This window comes from Rhizobium sp. G21, assembly GCF_014158035.1.
Taxonomy (GTDB): domain Bacteria; phylum Pseudomonadota; class Alphaproteobacteria; order Rhizobiales; family Rhizobiaceae; genus Rhizobium_E.
This window is the reverse complement of record NZ_JACFXW010000001.1, coordinates 4,101,620-4,118,784: the sequence shown is the minus strand read 5'-3', so window position 1 is coordinate 4,118,784 and position 17,165 is coordinate 4,101,620. Positions and strand designations below refer to the sequence as shown.

Annotated in this window: 15 protein-coding genes and 2 pseudogenes; 12 read left to right on the top strand and 5 right to left on the bottom strand. The window is 63.9% G+C overall.

The genetic code is table 11. The features are described 5' to 3' along the window. Positions 1-81 precede the first annotated feature (81 nt). Positions 82-1,584, bottom strand: coding sequence for a phospholipase D-like domain-containing protein (locus tag H2O14_RS20425; protein WP_246697467.1), 1,503 nt, complete (start codon positions 1,582-1,584; stop codon positions 82-84). Between the two features lie 309 nt (positions 1,585-1,893). On the opposite strand from H2O14_RS20425, the gene H2O14_RS20420 reads away from it, so the two are divergent. Continuing rightward, positions 1,894-2,082 carry a hypothetical protein gene (locus H2O14_RS20420; RefSeq protein WP_182829093.1) on the top strand — a complete coding sequence of 63 codons (189 nt, stop codon included), beginning with the start codon at positions 1,894-1,896 and terminating at the stop codon, positions 2,080-2,082. 53 nt (positions 2,083-2,135) lie between these two features. Here the strand turns inward: H2O14_RS20420 and H2O14_RS20415 are convergent, their stop codons facing one another. Next, positions 2,136-2,477: a response regulator gene (locus H2O14_RS20415; protein ID WP_182829092.1), complete on the bottom strand. Its 342-nt coding sequence runs from the start codon at positions 2,475-2,477 to the stop codon at positions 2,136-2,138. 347 nt (positions 2,478-2,824) lie between these two features. Here H2O14_RS20415 and H2O14_RS20410 point away from each other — a divergent pair, with 347 nt between their 5' ends. From H2O14_RS20410 to H2O14_RS20385, 5 genes and pseudogenes are all read left to right on the top strand, one after another. Continuing rightward, positions 2,825-3,415 (top strand): hypothetical protein, encoded by a 591-nt coding sequence (locus H2O14_RS20410; protein WP_182829091.1) that lies wholly within the window; start codon positions 2,825-2,827, stop codon positions 3,413-3,415. Positions 3,416-3,502: 87 nt separating this feature from the next. Then, positions 3,503-3,607 (top strand): annotated as a pseudogene (locus tag H2O14_RS29555) (hypothetical protein); the annotation flags it as partial. A 158-nt stretch (positions 3,608-3,765) separates the two neighbouring features. Next, positions 3,766-5,697 carry an ATP-binding protein gene (locus H2O14_RS20395; RefSeq protein WP_312858636.1) on the top strand — a complete coding sequence of 644 codons (1,932 nt, stop codon included), beginning with the start codon at positions 3,766-3,768 and terminating at the stop codon, positions 5,695-5,697. Beyond that, entirely contained in the window at positions 5,690-6,142 is a 453-nt protein-coding gene (locus H2O14_RS20390; RefSeq protein ID WP_182829089.1) for a response regulator, read from the top strand. Before H2O14_RS20395 ends, H2O14_RS20390 begins: the two co-directional genes overlap by 8 nt. After that, positions 6,135-7,160 (top strand): sensor histidine kinase, encoded by a 1,026-nt coding sequence (locus H2O14_RS20385; RefSeq protein WP_182829088.1) that lies wholly within the window; start codon positions 6,135-6,137, stop codon positions 7,158-7,160. Before H2O14_RS20390 ends, H2O14_RS20385 begins: the two co-directional genes overlap by 8 nt. On the opposite strand, the gene H2O14_RS20380 is transcribed toward H2O14_RS20385, so the two are convergent. Continuing rightward, on the bottom strand, positions 7,123-7,527 hold the full coding sequence (locus tag H2O14_RS20380; protein ID WP_182829087.1) for a response regulator: 405 nt from the start codon (positions 7,525-7,527) through the stop codon (positions 7,123-7,125). The two genes, H2O14_RS20385 and H2O14_RS20380, sit on opposite strands and share 38 nt — an antisense overlap. Positions 7,528-7,766: 239 nt before the next feature. Between H2O14_RS20380 and H2O14_RS20375 the strand changes: the two genes are divergently transcribed. From H2O14_RS20375 to H2O14_RS20370, 3 genes are all read left to right on the top strand, one after another. After that, entirely contained in the window at positions 7,767-9,347 is a 1,581-nt protein-coding gene (locus H2O14_RS20375) for a diguanylate cyclase (RefSeq protein ID WP_246697466.1), read from the top strand. Further along, a complete protein-coding gene (locus H2O14_RS27820) occupies positions 9,302-9,931 on the top strand; it encodes an EAL domain-containing protein (RefSeq protein ID WP_312858635.1) in 630 nt (209 codons plus the stop codon). Before H2O14_RS20375 ends, H2O14_RS27820 begins: the two co-directional genes overlap by 46 nt. Positions 9,932-10,179: 248 nt before the next feature. Next, positions 10,180-11,343, top strand: coding sequence for an AI-2E family transporter (locus tag H2O14_RS20370; protein WP_182829086.1), 1,164 nt, complete (start codon positions 10,180-10,182; stop codon positions 11,341-11,343). An 84-nt stretch (positions 11,344-11,427) separates the two neighbouring features. Here the strand turns inward: H2O14_RS20370 and H2O14_RS20365 are convergent, their stop codons facing one another. Together H2O14_RS20365 and H2O14_RS20360 are read right to left on the bottom strand one after the other, a co-directional pair. After that, complete coding sequence (locus tag H2O14_RS20365; RefSeq protein ID WP_182829085.1) at positions 11,428-13,608, bottom strand: TonB-dependent siderophore receptor; 2,181 nt, start codon at positions 13,606-13,608, stop codon at positions 11,428-11,430. A gap of 148 nt (positions 13,609-13,756) precedes the next feature. Beyond that, positions 13,757-14,641, bottom strand: coding sequence for an AraC family transcriptional regulator (locus H2O14_RS20360; protein WP_182829084.1), 885 nt, complete (start codon positions 14,639-14,641; stop codon positions 13,757-13,759). A 138-nt stretch (positions 14,642-14,779) separates the two neighbouring features. Between H2O14_RS20360 and H2O14_RS20355 the strand changes: the two genes are divergently transcribed. From H2O14_RS20355 to H2O14_RS27815, 3 genes and pseudogenes are all read left to right on the top strand, one after another. Continuing rightward, positions 14,780-15,565, top strand: coding sequence for an ATP-binding cassette domain-containing protein (locus H2O14_RS20355; protein WP_182829083.1), 786 nt, complete (start codon positions 14,780-14,782; stop codon positions 15,563-15,565). A gap of 173 nt (positions 15,566-15,738) precedes the next feature. After that, positions 15,739-16,455, top strand: coding sequence for an ABC transporter substrate-binding protein (locus H2O14_RS20350; RefSeq protein ID WP_182829457.1), 717 nt, complete (start codon positions 15,739-15,741; stop codon positions 16,453-16,455). Continuing rightward, positions 16,452-17,045 (top strand): annotated as a pseudogene (locus H2O14_RS27815) (iron chelate uptake ABC transporter family permease subunit); the annotation flags it as partial. The gene H2O14_RS20350 and the pseudogene H2O14_RS27815, both read left to right, overlap by 4 nt. Positions 17,046-17,165 lie beyond the last annotated feature (120 nt).

Here is a 17,165-nt window from a genome sequence, read left to right as displayed (position 1 = left end):
TCAACCCGCCGCCGCCGAATGATCCATTATCCGTCCTGCACCCAAACGCCCCGATCGCATATCGCCGCCGGGGCGTTTCCGTTACATGTCCTTGCGCGCCTGCGGCGCGACCAGGCTGGTCAGCCGCCCCGTGAGCGCGTCCCAGAGCCGCCGGGCGCCCTTGATGGGCGTGAAGGGCTTGCGCGGATCGACCATGCCGGTCCCGAACACCGGTCCGGTCTGGCCTTTTTCGACGTCGACCGCCAGGATGCGCAGCCCGCGCGGTTTGGTGTTCAACTCCTCGATCGCGCCGATCAGGCTGGCGCGCCGCGTGACGGCTGCGCGAACGTCCTGCTCCGAACAATCCAGATGTTCCGCCATCAGCCGATCGCGCAACGACAGGATGGCGCCCTTGCATGCGCCGTTCTCGGCCTCGATGGCGATGTCGGATTCCGTATCCAGGCCCTCGGAACGGTTGTTGAGGTTGGAAGAACCGAGCCGGATGAAACGATCGTCGACCACCACGAGCTTGGCGTGGACGAGGATGTCGCATTCGCCGCCCCTGCGATTCGGCACGACCGGATAAAGGGCGCGGAAGCGACCATGGCGATCGGCGCGTTTCAGACGGCGGATCAACCGGTCGCGATTGGCTCCCATCATGATCTTCTCGAGAAAACCGTGCGAAAGACGCGTCACGATCACCACCACTTCGGGCCCGTCGGGTTCGGCAAGGCGTTTGGCGAGCAGTCGGCCGACCTCGAAGGAGGCGAGATATTGCGTTTCGATATAGATCGAATCCCGCGCGGAGGCGAGCGCGTCCATCGTCAACCGCATCGCCTCGCGGCGACTCCTGCGGCCGCGAATACCGGGCTCTGTGCGGGCGAGCGCCACCTCACACCCGCCGAAGTCGTCCGAGACGCTCCCCGGCCAGACGGCGTCGGTGCTGTCGATGGGCGCCGGCGAAATATCCTCGCCGTTGGCGTGCTGCCAGCGGCGTCTGGCGAGATCGCCGATCATCGCAGCCGCAGACCCCGACAGCGCCGCCTGCAGATCATGAACGGGCTCGTAGGTCTCGCCAGACGGCGTGACGCGCAGCGGATTGTCGGGATCGTGGCGAGGGTCGTCCCAGCGCTTGTGGGTGAGATCGATGCCGCCGATGAAGGCCAGTTGATCGTCGATCGTCACGAATTTCTGGTGATGGGAGCCGCGGATCGCATGCCGGCGGTCGAAGCGCAGATGGATGCGCGGATGCGCCGACCAACTGTTTTCGGAAAACAAGGCGAGAGACTTGCCGGAATAGATCGGCCCCATGGCCCAGACGAGAATTCGGATCTCCAGGTCGTCGTTCGACTCCACGAGCGAGCGAAGCAGCTCACCCAAGGTCTCGCTCGGGCGATCGGGCCGCAGATAGATGTCGGGGTTGAAGTCCCAGCCGACGATCCAGATCGTTCGGCGCGCCTGGCGCAACGCCTCGTCGAGCGCGGTGAAGTAAGCCGCGCCGTCGACCATGAAGCCGACGCGCTCGGCCACGGCCGCGCGCCACGCGTTGACGCCGACTTTCACGATCTGATCCGGGTTGAGCGAAATGTAGTCCGGGTTCGGCATGTGTATTCCCCTGATCCGCATGCGACTGATGCGGATCAACACGGCAGCCGCCGACTTGTTCCGTTGTCTCTCCGCAAAGAAGCCGCTCCGCCGGCTTCACGCTCCGGAGGTCAGCCAAGCGTTCCGTCCGGGGAGCGGCCCTTTCGCAGGAGATCGAGAGGATCGCGTGAGGTTCTCTCCTGCACACGGACAACACCAGGGCTTCCGCTCGGTTCCGGCCGTTTGTCGAAAAGATCGTGAAGCGGAGGCGCCAGGGAACAGAAATGCAGCGCTTCACGTTTGATCGCGGCAATCGAATAGGAGCGGATGATGAGCACGGCGCAGAAAGACATCGAAGGTCGCGACGAGGCGGCGAGCGTAAAGGACAAGTCGAAAAAAGGTCCTGCGGAAGGGCCGCATGCGCGCCCGGATCTGACCGATCATGAAAAGACGCCCGGGTCTGGCGCTCTGGTCGACAAGGATGGCGTCGGCGGCGACGCGGACGGCGGCGTCGGCTGATCAGTGAACCGGCGGAACGGCGCTGCGACGAAAGAGGCCATGCCCGACATCGATCAACGCGTCGACCGCCCCCGCAGCGAAAAGCCGCCATGAGCGCGAACGGCGTCCGGCGCGCTGTCGCCGAAGGCGAATACAAAGGGAATGCCGAGCGCGTCCAGCCGTTCACAGAGAAGGAACGCGTCGCGCGTTTCCAATTCGATGTCGATGACGGCGGCGTCGACCTGCCGGCTCTTCAAAAATTCGTGAGCCTCGGCGACGCAGCCGACCACGACAAAGGCGCCGCCCCAGCCCTCCACCATCCGCCGCGTCTGGTCGGAGAGAAAGAAGTCTTGATCGATTACCAGCAGAGTCTTGCCGTTGAACAAGTCTCTCGCTTCGTCTCGTGCGGGATCCATAGCGCATGCTTTCTAGTCACTCGACAGCGTATACGCCTGGATGCTGCGGACAGTTCTTAGGCGAAGGAAATAACACCTCCGGGATCTGATTAAGCGCCGAACGGTCCGACCTCAACCCCCGCGACGACATGAAAAAGTCTTCTCCGGCAACCTGCGCTGTAGCCTTCTCACGTTTCCTGCGCCGCATGTTCTGCAGAGCGCAATCAATCCGATGACGGCGACATTCAGCGCGCAAGCTTGCTCGATTGCTGTCGATATTGATGTGGCGACCACGAACCCACCGCATTTCCCAGCCACGCTTGAACTTCAGGCCGTTGCAGTTAAGAAAGATCGGATGGGAGCTGCGGATGAGCAACAGCGGAATAACTGACAGTGAACTATTTGCTCAATCCGGCGTTGATCGCCTGATGACACGACAGGCAGAGAGTATGACCTATTTCGGTGACATGCACGGCGCAAAGAGATCTTCGAGCGAACTGGCCGAGGCGCGAACGCTCGTCGTCCGTTTTCTTGCCGATTTGCGCGACCGTCCGATCGGCCACGACATCCTCGACGCGGCGGAATTGCCGGCCACGCGCCGCGAGATGATCGAAGCGTTTCAGCGATTGATCGCGCACGAGCCGCGCGCGCGCATCCGAGAGCAGCTCAAACTGGTCGGCTTGCTGCTGTCGCAATATCAAGACGGCGTGGGAGCAAGGCTTCGGGTCCAGGCGGTTTCGGTCGCGATGGAAGAGCCCGATTACATCCAACCCGACAGTTCGGCCGTAGAACGGATAGAACGAGCGCTGTCGGCGGTCGAGCCGGATCGCGCCTGGCTGGCGCAGTTGTTCGATCGCGCCGCAGAACAGGCAAAATCCTCCGCTCCGCAGGCGCATATGGCAGAGGCCATGCGCAATCGCGGCCATGCCCGCGGCAACGATGGCTGGATGGCCCGATAAACCGACGATGAAGAAATCACCGAAGGGCCCTGGCGGCCTGAAAACGATCAATACGGCGCCGTTCGGCGCGACAAGGAGCGGGCGACGTTGACATCCCAAGCCGATCTCGACGCCTGTGCGCGCGAGCCCATACACATACCCGGCGCAATCCAGCCTCACGGGGCCCTGGTTGCGCTCGACATGACCTCTTCGACGCCGCTCTGGGCGTCACGGAACTTCGAGTCCAGACTGAAGTTCCGGCCAGAGAGGGAAAGTTTCACAACGGGAGCCATGGCCGATCTCTGCGACGCGATCGACTCCTGGCGCCGCGGCGAGGAAAAGACGCTGCGCAAGGCCCTGCCCAAGGCAGGGTGCACGGCTTCGTTCATCGCAGCGGCGATGTCGCGATCGTCGATTTCGAACCTCTGTCGGGTGATGCGACCGACGAACTGCTGTCGCATCTCGCAAACTTCGCGCCTTTGCTCGCCTCCCAGGCCGATATCGATGCGGCGCTCGAGGCGACGGCGCGGTTCGTCGGGCAGCTCAGCGGTTTCGATCGCGCCCTCGTCTACCGCTTCGACGAGGCCTGGAACGGCCAGGTGCTGGCGGAGTGGAATTCCGGCGCCCTGCCCTCTTATCTCGGCCTTCATTTCCCGGCGGACGATATTCCCGCGCAGGCCCGTCGTCTCTACGCGCTGAACCGCACGCGCATCATTCCCGATATCGACTATACGCCGGTGGATCTCGCCGCCCTGCATCCCGACGCCGGCGACCAGTTGGACCTGAGTTTCTCGCAGATCCGCAGCGTCTCGCCGGTGCATCTGGAATACATGCGCAACATGGGCACGGCCTCGTCCATGTCGATCTCGATCATGGTTTCGGGCCAGCTCTGGGGTCTGGTGGCCTGTCACAGCCGCGCGGCTCACTATGTGTCGCCGGCGCTCAGGGACGCCTGCGACTTCGCCGTGCAATCCTTGGCGATCCGCATCGCCTCGCAACGAGATTCCGAAAACGCGTCCCAGCGCGCCCGGCATGCCAGCGTCCACGGCCATTTGATCGGCGCCACGACGTCGGCGGCGACCTGGAGCGAGGGCCTGTTGCGGGCTTCCGACCAGTTGCTCGCCTTCGTCTCGGCGAGCGGCGCCGCGATCGTCGAGGACGGCGACGACGTCAAGACCGTCGGCCGCGTTCCGCCCCTCAGCGACATCAAGCGCCTCATCGCCTGGCTGTCGGAGCGCGACGACGGTGACGTCGTCGTCACCGACCGTTTGTCGGAGATCTTCGATACAGACGGAAAAATGGTCGAGGTCGCGAGCGGCGTCATGGCGCTGCGCGTGTCGGAACTGCATCATAGCTGGCTGATCTGGTTTCGTCCGGAAGTGGTCCAGACCGTCACCTGGGGCGGACGACCCCACAAGACGGTGTCGGAAAACGGACGCATCCACCCCCGCCATTCGTTCGACGCCTGGAAAGAACAGGTGCGCGGCAAATCGGCCCCCTGGCGCATGACGGAGATCGAGGCGGCCCGGGCGTTGCGCGCCGCGATCATCAACATCGTGCTCAAGAAGGCCGAGGAGCTCGCCCAACTGAGCGATGAACTGCGTCGCTCGAACAAGGAGCTGGAGGCTTTCAGCTATTCGGTCTCGCACGACCTGCGTGCGCCGTTTCGCCATATCGTCGGCTTCGCCCAGCTGCTGCGCGAGAGAACGCCGGGGCTCGATGAAAAGTCCCGGCACTACCTCGCCACGATCACCGATTCCGCCATGGCGGCGGGACGGCTGGTCGACGATCTCCTGAATTTCTCCCAGCTCGGGCGAACGGCGATGGCCTCCCGACCGGTGGACATGAACAAGCTGGTGGCCGAAGTCGTGCGCAGCCTGCAGCCGTCCCTCGAGGATCGCAAGATCGCCTGGACGATAGGAGACCTGCCGCCGGCGCATGGAGATCCGGGTCTCCTCCGCCAGGCCTGGTTCAACCTGATTGAAAACGCGGTGAAATACACCCGCCCGCGCGCCGAAGCGTCTATCGAGATTTCCGGACAGCGCATCGGCGACATCTCCACGTTCAGCGTCAGCGACAACGGCGTGGGCTTCGACATGGCCTATTACGGCAAGCTCTTCGGCGTCTTCCAGCGCTTGCAGCGCGTAGAGGATTTCGAGGGAACCGGCATCGGCCTGGCATTGACACGCCGCATCATCGAACGGCATGGCGGTGAAATATCGGCCACCGGCGAACCCGACGCCGGAGCGCGATTCGAGTTCCGTTTGCCGACAAATCCGAAAGGAGATAGGAAACTTGCCTGAACTTCGGCCCATTCTGCTCGTGGAGGATAGTCCGCGGGATCTTGAGCTGACGCTGACCGCTCTCGAAAAATGTCAGCTGGCCAACGAGATCGTCATCGCGCGCGACGGCGCCGAGGCGATCGACTATCTGTTCCGGGAAGGCGTGCAAGCCGAGCGCACGCCTGGCGATCCGACCGTGGTGCTGCTCGACCTGAAGCTTCCCAAAGTCGATGGTCTCGAAGTGCTGGAGCGCGTCAAGAGCAACGACCGGCTGCGCCACATCCCCATCGTCATGCTCACCTCGTCCCGCGAAGAACAGGACCTGATCCGCAGCTACGAACTCGGCGTCAACGCCTTCGTGGTGAAGCCGGTCGAGTTCAACGAATTTTTCAAGGCGATCCAGGATCTCGGCGTCTTCTGGGCGCTCCTCAACGAACCACCACCGGGAAATCGCCGTCATGACTGAGAATACCGCCGCGACCGCGAGCATATTGCTGCTCGAGGACAGCGTCATCGACGCAGAACTCATCTCCGAACAGATCGACCGCGTCGAACCGCGGCCGACTCTGACGATCGCCACCGGGAGGCAGGCCTTCGTCGATGCGCTCTCCAACGGCCGCTACGACCTCGTGCTGTCGGATTTTTCGCTGCCGGATTTCGATGGAATGGCCGCGCTGGACGTCGTGGTGGCGCAGGCGCCTGAAACACCGTTCATCTTCGTCTCCGGCGTGCTCGGCGAGGACGCGGCGATCGACGCTTTTCGCCGCGGCGCGACCGACTATGTTCTGAAACAGAGACTGAACCGACTGCCCTCGGCCGTCGAACGCGCGCTTGCGGAAGCAAACGAGCGCAGTCGCCGGCGTCACGCCGAACAGCAGCGCGAAATCCTGGTGCGTGAACTCAGCCATCGCGTGAAAAACAACATGGCGGTGATGCTGTCGCTCGTGCGGCGCACCGCGCGCGTCGCCAAGACCGTCGAGGATTTCGAGAGAAGCCTGAGCGCTCGCGTCACCGCGCTCGCCGATGGGCACGCGCTCCTGTTCGAAAACAATTGGAATGAAACCGCACTGCTCGACGTGCTGACCCGCGCCGCGGCCAGCTTCGACGATCTCGAAAAGCGGATCGTGGTGGAGATGTCGCCGAATGTGCGCATCAGCCCGCGCATCGCGCTGTCGCTGTCCATGGCGTTTCACGAACTTATCGCGAATGCCGCCAAATTCGGCGCGCTGTCGTCGCAGCATGGCAGGGTTGATGTCGATTGGACGTTGGAGCCGCGCGAGGGCGACGCGCCGCTGCTTCACTTCACATGGGTCGAGAAGGGAGGGCCCGCCATCACCGCGCCGGGCCAGGGCGGGCTGGGATCGCGGTTGATCCGCAGCCTGATAGAATACGAGCTGGAAGGTCGCGCCATGATGGACTTCGGCCGGGACGGCCTGCGCTGCGTGCTCAGTTTTCCGCTGACTGAGGGGCTGCGGCCGCAGTGAAACTGTCGGCCAGGATTTTCGACAGGGCGTTGAAGTCACAAGGCTTGGTCACCATGGGCACATCGGCGAGCATGTCCCGGACGCCCGAAAGCTCGGCATAGCCGCTGCAGACGATGACGGGGATGCCGCGCGACTTCAGCGCTTCGATCACGGGCACGGACAGTTCACCGCGCAGGTTGAGATCGACGACGGCGCCATCGAGCCCGCCGGTCTCCACCTTCTCGAGTGCGGATTCGACGTTGGAGATCGGCCCGACGACTTGACAGCCCTGGCCGAGCAGAAAATCCTCCATATCCATGGCAATGAGAACGTCGTCCTCGAGAACCATCACGCGCCGCCCCCTGAGACCGCCGTTGAACCCACTCATCACCACACTCCATGTCGTCTTTTTGCGTTTATGGCGCGGCCGGACACTGGGCCCGCCGCTGGCGGAGACACAACGCCCCACGGCCCGAGAGGTTGCGCCGCATGCCGGCTTTTTCCCGGCCGAACCAGACTTTTCGCAAAAACCCCTGGATTTCTCGGGCGCGTTAACTGTGAATTATTCGAAGGAGGTAATATAGCTGGAGAGAACGACCGCCACGACAGCGGATACGCGGAGGCGATATGCGGATTTGGCCCGACAAGAGAAACGGCTTGAACCATGCCGGCATGGTGGTGGTCGTCGGCCTTCTCCTCGTGGCGCTGAGCGCGACGCTGGCCGCCCTCGTCGTCCAGTCCGTCACCTCCATTTATCACAACGCCGACCGCCTGGACGACGCCCGCGCCGTCACCGCCGCCCAGGGCGCTTCCAACGCGTTGCGCTCGCGACTCTCGGCTACATTGCGCGACAACGCGTTCTGGGACGACGCCTTCGAGGTCATGAAGACGCCTGACGCCCGGCAGTGGATCATCGACAACTGGGCCTCCACCACCGAGGATTACCCCCTCTATGACACGGCTATCGTCTATGACGGTTTCAACAGACCCGTCGTGGCATATCATGCGGGGGTGGAGATTGCGCATGCGGAACAGTTCTTCGATCTCTCCCTGTCGACGCTCCTTGCGCGGGCCCGAGATGTGGCGATCAACCGCGATCACTTGTCCGTCAGTTTCATACGCACCAGGATCGGCGTCGCCGTGGTCGGCGCCGCCCCCATCCAACCGAGCGTCGTGACGCCGGGACAATCCTTCGGCCGGTCGCATGTGTTGTTGTTCGCCAAGCATATGACGCCGGGAATGATCGCGGACGTGCGCGGAACCTTCAATATTCGCGGTCTCACACTCGCCAACGCGCCGGTGAAGGACAATCTCTCCATCGGACTGCGCAACATCAAGGGCGAGCGCATCGCCTATTTCGTATGGCCGAGCCAGAAGCCCGGAAGCGCCAGTTACGAAAAGGTCGAACATATGCTGGCCACGGCCGCCGGGGTTTTCGTCGCCATCGTCGCGGCGATCATCGGCGTGGCCGCGTTGCTCCTGCGTGACGCCCGGCATCGGGAAAAATCCCTGGCCTGGCAGGCCGCGCACGATCCTTTGACCGGTCTTCTCAACCGCTCCGGGCTGTACGAGGCGGCGCTGAAGCGCTTCGAGGCCGCGACCAAGCCCGCACTGACGCTGCATCTCGTCGATCTCGATGGCTTCAAGGCCGTCAACGATATATGGGGCCATCCGGTCGGCGATCAGTTGATCCGCGAAGCCGCCAACCGCATCGCTCTCACGATCCCGTCGGATGCGGCGATCGCCCGCCTCGGCGGCGATGAATTCGCCGTTCTCTCCGACCGTCGCATGGCGTCCGACATCGGGGCGTCGATCCAGCAAGCGCTGTCGGCGCATTTCGATATCGACGGTCGCGTGATCAAGATCGGCGCGAGTGTCGGCGTCGCCTCCTCCGACCCGAACGCGGACGATATTCACGAATTGCTGCGCCGGGCCGATCTCGCGCTGTATCGCGCCAAGGAAATGGGCCGCGGCGTCAATGTCGATTACGAGGCGGGGCTCGACCGCGATGCGCGTCGACAGCGGGAGATGGAGCAAGATCTTCGCCAGGGCCTGGCGGATGGAGAGATCGACGTCGCTTTCCAGCCGTTGATCAATGCCCGCACGGGCGCGCTGGGCGGTGTCGAGGCGCTGGCGCGCTGGAAAAACCGGATGGATCGCTCGTGCGGCCGGATCTCTTCATACCCGCGGCGGAGCGCTCCGGCTTGATCGACCAGCTCGGCCTGCGCATCGCCGAACTCGCCCTCAGGGCCGCGGCTCATTGGGGCGATACGGGGCTGGCGCTGAATATTTCGCCGATCCAGCTCAAGAATCCCTTCCTCGTCGCCAATCTCGCCGAAGTCATGCAGCGGAACCGATTTTCGCCCAGCCGCCTGACGATCGAGGTCACCGAAGGCGTTCTGATTTCCGACCCCGAACAGGCGCAGAAGACGTTCGACGCCTTGAGAGAGATGGGGGTGAAGATCGCGCTCGACGATTTCGGCTGCGGTTACGCCAGCATCGGGGCATTGCGAAAATTCGGCTTCGACAGGCTGAAGATCGACCGCTCGCTGGTGAGCGATCTCGAAGCGGATGAAAACGCCAGCGCGGTGCTCAAAGCGACGATTTCGCTGGCCAATGCGCTGAATGTGGCGGTGACGGCGGAAGGGATCGAGACAGAGACGCAGGCCGCCTTCGCCAAACTGTCGGGCTGCGACGAATTGCAAGGCTATCATTTCTCCCGCCCGGTGACGGCCTCGGAAATCGCCGCGCGCTATTTTCCCCAACTGCGCCCCGCCGACAGGGTCGCCTGACGCCGGACTGCAAGCGCCGCGCTGCGGATTGCTCCGATGAAACCGACATATGCAATGTCGAACACCACCGGCGAAAGCGCTTCCCCGGCGAGGTGCGTCGACGCCAGGCCGGGTCGCCAAAGTTCCTCAATCTGATCACAATTCGGTCTTTCGCAATAATTTCATCAATCGCGACCTTTAAGACGCTTTCCTAACACCCCGCCTTCGGATAGCGAATCGCGCTGGAACGGCATTAGCGAGACAAAGACATGGCAATCGTGACAGACCCGGCAGACATCACGCCTTCGGCGGAGCAGACGGCGCGGACGCCGCGGCGCTCGGCGTTGGTGGGCCCCACATCGGCGGCGCGCTGGTTGCTGTTGTTCGTGCTGATTGCCGGCGTCTATTTCTTCTATGGCTTCGTCGTCCCGGTGCTGGCGGCCCTGGTGATCGGTTTCGCCACCTGGCCCATCTACAGGCGCATTCTCGCCGCCATGAATGGCCGGCGCACGCTGGCGGCCTCCATCGCCCTGATGCTGGTGATGGTGGTGATCATCGCGCCCTTGTCGCTCGCCATCGTCGCCGCCATCAAGGAAATCAAGGTCTGGAGCGCCTGGGCTATGGCGGCCAACGCCGCGGGAGCCCCCGCCCCCGCCTGGCTGCTGCAGATCCCGCTGGTCGGCGACTTCCTGAGCGAACAATGGACCCTGCATTTCGGCAAGCCGGGCGGCTTCGGCGAATTGGTGCAGGTGGTCTCGGGCGCCAATATCGGCAATATCGGCCAGGGCGTGCTCGTCGTCGGCGCCACGGCCTTCCAGAAGATACTCAGCCTGCTGTTCATGCTGATCACGCTGCTCTTCGTCTATCGAGACGGCGAACATCTCGTCGCCCAGCTCGACCAGCTCGGCGAACAGGTGCTGCCCGGTCGCTGGCGGCGCGTCTCGCGCATCGTTCCCTTGACCATCAGCTCCACGGTTTCGGGCATGACGATCATCGCGATCGGCGAGGGCATCGTGCTCGGCGTCGCCTATTGGCTGGCCGGGGTTCCCTCCCCGGTGACGCTCGGGCTCATCACCGGCGTCATGGCGCTCATACCGGGCGGCGCGCCGCTGTCCTTCACGCTGGTGTCGATCTATCTCGCCGCCAGCGGCGATTTCATGGCCGGCGTGGCGTTGATCACATGGGGTTCGGTCGAACTGTTCATCGTCGACAAGACGCTCCGACCCAAGTTGGTGGGCGGCCCGATCAAGCTTCCGTTCCTGCCGACGTTTTTCGGACTGGTCGGCGGCGTCAAGACCATGGGTTTCCTCGGTCTGTTCGTCGGCCCGGTGCTGATGGCGCTGCTGGTGTCGATCTGGCGGGAATGGGTCTACGAGGCCAAGCAGGCCAACGAGGCCATGCCCGAGATCACCCCGGATCCGCATCGCCCCTGAACGACGGCATTCTCATTGAAAAGGCCGGCGGATGCTCGATCCGCCGGCCTTTTCTTTTCGAACTCGGCCCGTTTGGGACTCGTTTTACCAGAGCTTGTTGATCTTCAGCATCACGGTTCGCCCTGCCCCGTAGGAGCAGACCAGCGGTCCCTGGCAACCCGTGACATACTCCTTGTCGAACAGATTGGTCGCGGTCAGGGAGACGCCGAGATTGTCTTTCTGATAGCGGATCGCGGCGTCGGCGACGACCGCATCGGGCACCCTGAGCGTATTGTCCATATCGGCCCAGCTCTTGCCCTGGTACCGCAGGCCGCCGCCGAGGCTGACGCCTTCGAGCATGCCGGCCGGCAGCTTGTAATCCAGCCAGGCCGAGGCGGAAACTTCCGGGATCAGATAGGGCGAATTGCCGACATAGGTCGCGATGTTGTGCTTGGTGATGTCGAGATCGAGATAGGTGAAGCCGGCCACGGCCCGCCATTGCTCGGTCAGATCGACCTTGGCTTCCAGCTCGATCCCGCGGGACCTCACCTCGCCGACCTGCTCGCTGGCGTAAGTTGCAGGATTGGTGAGCGTCCAGTTCTGCTTGACGATCTGGAACACCGAGGCTGTGAAGACCCCCTCGATGAAATCGGGCTGGTATTTGACGCCTGCCTCGAGCTGGTAGCCTTCCTCGGGATCGAGTCCATCGCCGCCCGCGGTCGTGCCGATCACCGGATCGAAGAAGGTCGACGCGCTGACATAGGGCGTGACGCCGTTGGCGAATTCATAGGCGAGGCCGGCCCGGCCGCTCAGCGCCTTGTTGTCGGCGACATAGTCCGTTCCGCCGAGGTCGTAATCCGAATCCGTATGCACGAAGTCGTAACGACCATTGAGCGTGGCGACCCAGCCGGAGCCGAAACGCATCTGGTTCTGCGCGTAGAGACCGACCTGCTGCTGCACGAGATCCTGGACCAGGTAGGGAGAGGTGACGATGTCGGCCCCATAGGCGGGATCCAGCACGCTGATCGGCGCCGCATAACCCGACGCCTGCACCTGATCGATGCCGAAATAGCGATAGTCGATCCCGACCATCAGATCATGGCTGACGGGGCCGGTGTCGAAGGAGCCCTCGGCATGCGTATCGACATTGAAGGAGTCGACGCTGGTCCGATGCTCGAAGCCGATCCGGTAGAATTCGGCATTGGCCGCATCCGCCGACGAGCAATCGCTGAAATAGGTGACGGCGTCATAGCAGCCATAGGTGTAAGGCGCGTTTTCGTACTTCTTCACATGTCCGTAGCGCAGCGTCTGCTTGAGCGTGACGCCGTTCTCCAGCTCGTGCTTGAAGCTGTAGCCGATCAGGGTCTGGCGCGCGGAGCCCTCGTCGAGGTCGGGCTCGCTGTAGAAGTTGTCCGGGTCGATCTTGCCGAACGGCGCGTTCTTCACCGTGCCGTAATAGGGCAGGAAGCTGCCGGCGCCGTGGCGCTGGTCGAGCGTCGAATAATAGGCGAAGACATTCAGCGTGGTGGCGTCGTCGGGGCTCCAGGTCAGCTGCGGCATCACCGCGGCGCGCAGATCGTTGCCGTAGTCGGTCTGGTAGTTGCCGCCCGAGACCTTGGCCGTCAGGCGATAGCTGAAAGCGCTGTCCTTGATTGCGTTGGACGCGTCGAAGGCGACATAGCCGTTGCCGAAATTGTTGACGCCGGCTTCCGTCGAAAGGAGCGGCTCGGCGGTCGGCGTCTTGCGCACCATGTCGATGATGCCCCCGGGGCTGCCGCCGCCATACAGCGCCGACGAGGGCCCCTTGAGCACGGTGATCCGGTCCAGGAAATAGGAATCGATCTGGAAACCGCCGAACCCATAGCTCTGGAGATTGAGGCCATCGAGAAAGCCGCCGGTCTGGGTGGCGTCGAAACCGCGAATATAGACCCAGTCGGTGTCGGGATCGCTGCCGAACGGCTGGGCGGTGACGCCCGAGGCGTAGCGCAGCGCTTCGTCGATCTTGCCGGATACGGCGCGATCCTCGATCTCCTCGCGACCGATCACGCTGACCGATTGCGGCACGCGGTTGATCGGCATCGCGGTCTTGGTGCCGGCTTCGGTCGCCTCGGCGGCGTAGCCATCCACCGGACCGGTCGCTTCGGCGGCCTTGTCCGTCTCGACGACGAGCTTCTTGAGCTGGGTGGCTTCCTGCGCGAGGGCGCCTTGCGCCGAAAGGATCGCGGTCGCCGCGACGCCGGCCGCAAGCCAAGGCGCAAGACGCGCCTTTCTGATTCTTCGTGTCATGCCTGTCCCCTTCGCGGGCGCTCACGCGCCTGCTTCTCGCTTGATGATAAGATGACTCCATAAGTCATCTTATTCCGAGCCGCTTGACCATTCTTTTGCGGGCTTGAACGTTTTTGCGCAAAATCACCAGCATTGACGGCCGCGCCGTTCAATCAGCCTGATCCCGACGCCAGACCGATGGCGGAGATCCGACATGCCGGCGGAACATCCGGGTCAGGTGCGCCGCGTCCGAAAACCCCATTTCCGCCGCGATCTCCGCGAGCGGCTGACGCGTCTCGATCAGCCTCGCTTTGACGCGACGGATCCGCGCCCGCATCTGCCACTGATGCGGCGGCAGGCCGGTGGACGCCTTGAAGGCGTGGCTGAAATAGCAGGCGGACAGGCCGGCGATCGTGGCCAGCTCATCGAGCCGGATGGTCCGAAGGCAATTATCCTCGATGAAATCGGTCACCTGGCGCAGTTGCCATTGCGCGAGCTTGCCGCCCATCCGCCGTTCGGAAGCGGGCAGTTTCATCACGGCGAGCAGCAACGACAAAGCCAGTCCGTCGCCATAGAGATCATGCAGCGGCTCGTCCGCCAGGCATTCCTGCGCGAGAAGCTCGGACAGCGCGAAGAGCTGCGGCTCCGACATCATCAATCGCGGTCTCTGAAAGGCCGCGGCCGCGTAATCCGCACCCAATCTGCGTTCCAGCGTATCGGCGTCGAAATGCAGATCGAGATGCCGAACCGAGCGGATGCCGTGCGAATAGGCCTCGATATCCATGCCGGCCGGAATGAAGGAGATGAACGGCGCGACGCTGCGCGCGCGACTGTCGCCGCCGATCTCCCGCATCTCAAACAACGCGTCGCTGCCGCCATCCGCGGCGAGCGCCACGAACAGGCGAGGATCCCGGGCGCTGTAGAAGCCGCCGGCCCCCGGCGCGCAGGTCACATCCCAGAGGTCGGCCGCCATGCCGTTCCAGTATCGCCGATGGAAGTAGCGCTCGACGGTGTAGCCGCCGATGCGGTTGTTCATGCGGGGAACGAAATTCATCGAGACGCGAAACCTTCTCCATGGCGGCGGCGCGGGCCGCAAGCTAACTTGACTTGCCTTATCATATTATATAGCGGCGTTTCAACGCGGGTGACGCCGCAGGCCACCGGGAAAACAGGCGGCGCGAAAGGAACTGACATGTCCCATACAAAGCCGGTCTTCTCCACACGCGGCCTCAGTTTCAAAGTTTCGGACCGCCAGCTCCTCGACGACGTGTCGATCGATTTTAAGACTGGCTGCGTCTCGGCGCTGATAGGCCACAACGGATCGGGAAAATCCACGCTTCTCAAGTTGCTGGCGCGGCAGATCGCGCCATCGGGCGGCGACATCCTGTTTTCGGGCGAACGCGCCGCCGCGTTGGGCGGCCGCCGCTTCGCCCGCGAGGTGGCTTACCTGCCGCAAGACCTCACGACGGCCGCGGGCATGACGGTGGGTGAACTGGCCGCCGCGGGCCGCTACCCCTGGCATGGCGCGCTCGGCCGCTTCACGGCGCTCGACCGCGCCAAGGTCGAAGAGGCGCTCGACATCACCCACACCGCCGCCATGCGCGACAGGCTGGTGGAAACCCTGTCGGGCGGCGAGCGCCAACGCGCCTGGATCGCCATGCTGATGGCCCAGGACAGCCGCTGCCTGCTTCTGGACGAGCCGACTTCGGCGCTCGACATCGCCCACCAGCTCGAACTTCTCGCCCTGATCCGCCGCCTGTCGCGAGAAAAGTCGCTGTCGGTGATCATCGTATTGCACGACGTCAACATGGCCGCCCGTTTCACCGACGAGATCCATGCCCTCAAGGGCGGCCGACTGGTCGCCTTCGGTCCGGCGCGCGCCATCATGACCGATGACACGCTGCGCATGATCTACGGCGTCGACATGACGGTGATGCCGCATCCCGCCCTCGACATTCCGCTCGCATATGTTTCCTGATCGCCTTCCCCTCAGCCGCCGCGCGGTGATCGCCAGCCTCGCCGTCGCGCCCCTGGCTTTGTCGGCTCGCGCCGAGACGCCGCGCTTCCGCCGCATCGCCACGCTCGATTACGCCGTCGCCTCGACGCTGATCGAGACGGGCGGCGCGCTCGCCGCCGTCGCCGAAGCCGCCGATTGGGACAAATGGATGGGCGCGCCTGCCTTGCCAGCCAGCCGGCGTCGTCAATCTCGGCAGCGCCTGGGAGGTGAATTTCGAACTGCTGGCGGCGCTGAAGCCCGATCTCATCATCACCACGCCTTTTCTCGACGCCTTGCTGCCGAAGCTGAAGGACATTGCGTCCTGCCTGCGCATCTCCGTCTTCGACGGTTCGGGCGAGCCGGTGCTGCCGAAGGCGATTTCCGAAACACGGCGCATGGGAGACTATCTCGGCGCGTCCGCCTCGATGTCGGCCTATCTCGACCGGTCCGATCGGCTGTTCGCCGACTGCCGCGCCCGTCTCGCGCGCTTGCCGGAACGCGAGGTCCTGATGTTCTATCTGATCGACGATCGCCACGCCTATGTCTATGGCGCGCCGGGCCTCTATCAGGGCGCCCTCGACCGCCTGGGCCTGAACAACGCCTGGACATCGCCCTGCAACTATTGGGGTTTCACCGCGACCGGCCTCGAAGGCCTCGGCGCGGCGGCGGGCGACGGCGTCCACGCCATCCTGTTCGAGCCGACGCCGCGGGACGTCATGACCAGGATCGGCGACAGCCCGATCTGGAAGGCGCTGCCCTTCAATCGCACGGGACGCCTGTCCATCCTGCCGCCTGCGCTCGCCTTCGGGATGGTGGGCGAGGCCACGCGTTTTGCGCGCCTTCTGACATCGGCGATCGAGGCGCGCTCATGACCCTTTCCGCTCTCGACCCGCGCCGCAGCCCGCTTGCGCTCACGGTCACGCTCACGGTGCTCGCAGTTTTCCTGGTCTTCATCAGGATCGACCGGTTTCTTGCGCTCGATCCGTCCGCCGTCGATTACGAGATGGCGCGGCTCGTCTTCCTGAACGCCGCTTTGCCGCGCATCGCGACCGCGCTGATGGTCGGGGCGGCGCTGTCGCTGTCCGGCGCGATCCTCCAGCAGGCGCTGCGCAATCCGCTCGCTTCGCCCACCACGCTCGGCATCGCCGCCGGCGCGCAACTGGCGCTCGCCGCCACGATGCTCTATGCGCCCGCGCTCCTCTCCCTTGGTCGGGACGGGATCGCGCTGGCGGGCAGCGCCGTCGCTGCGGGCCTCGTCTTTCTGATCGGCGCCCGGCGCGGCCTCACTCCTTTCTCGCTGGTTCTGTCGGGCATGGTGATCAGCCTGTGGTGCGGCGCCTTGTCGGCCATCCTGATTCTGATGAACGATCGCTATCTGGTCGGCCTGTATGTCTGGGGCGCCGGCTCGCTGTCGCAGCAGAGTTGGGCGGTCCCGCTCGCGCTGGCGCCGAAACTCGCAATCCTCTCGGCGCTCGCCTTTCTGGTCATCCGGCCGCTCGGCCTGCTCGATCTCGGCGAGGAGGGGCGCCGCCGGCCGCGGCCTGTCGATCCTTTACGCCCGGTTCGCAGCGGTCGCCATCGC

Bases quoted from the DNA above. Each gene is read 5' to 3' on its own strand.
- H2O14_RS20425 (WP_246697467.1), bottom strand. From the start codon at position 1,584: ATGCCGAACCCGGACTACATTTCGCTCAACCCGGATCAGATCGTGAAA.
- H2O14_RS20420 (WP_182829093.1), top strand. From the start codon at position 1,894: ATGAGCACGGCGCAGAAAGACATCGAAGGTCGCGACGAGGCGGCGAGC.
- H2O14_RS20415 (WP_182829092.1), bottom strand. From the start codon at position 2,477: ATGGATCCCGCACGAGACGAAGCGAGAGACTTGTTCAACGGCAAGACT.
- H2O14_RS20410 (WP_182829091.1), top strand. From the start codon at position 2,825: ATGAGCAACAGCGGAATAACTGACAGTGAACTATTTGCTCAATCCGGC.
- H2O14_RS20385 (WP_182829088.1), top strand. From the start codon at position 6,135: ATGACTGAGAATACCGCCGCGACCGCGAGCATATTGCTGCTCGAGGAC.
- H2O14_RS20380 (WP_182829087.1), bottom strand. From the start codon at position 7,527: ATGAGTGGGTTCAACGGCGGTCTCAGGGGGCGGCGCGTGATGGTTCTC.
- H2O14_RS20375 (WP_246697466.1), top strand. From the start codon at position 7,767: ATGCGGATTTGGCCCGACAAGAGAAACGGCTTGAACCATGCCGGCATG.
- H2O14_RS20370 (WP_182829086.1), top strand. From the start codon at position 10,180: ATGGCAATCGTGACAGACCCGGCAGACATCACGCCTTCGGCGGAGCAG.
- H2O14_RS20365 (WP_182829085.1), bottom strand. From the start codon at position 13,608: ATGACACGAAGAATCAGAAAGGCGCGTCTTGCGCCTTGGCTTGCGGCC.
- H2O14_RS20360 (WP_182829084.1), bottom strand. From the start codon at position 14,641: ATGAATTTCGTTCCCCGCATGAACAACCGCATCGGCGGCTACACCGTC.
- H2O14_RS20355 (WP_182829083.1), top strand. From the start codon at position 14,780: ATGTCCCATACAAAGCCGGTCTTCTCCACACGCGGCCTCAGTTTCAAA.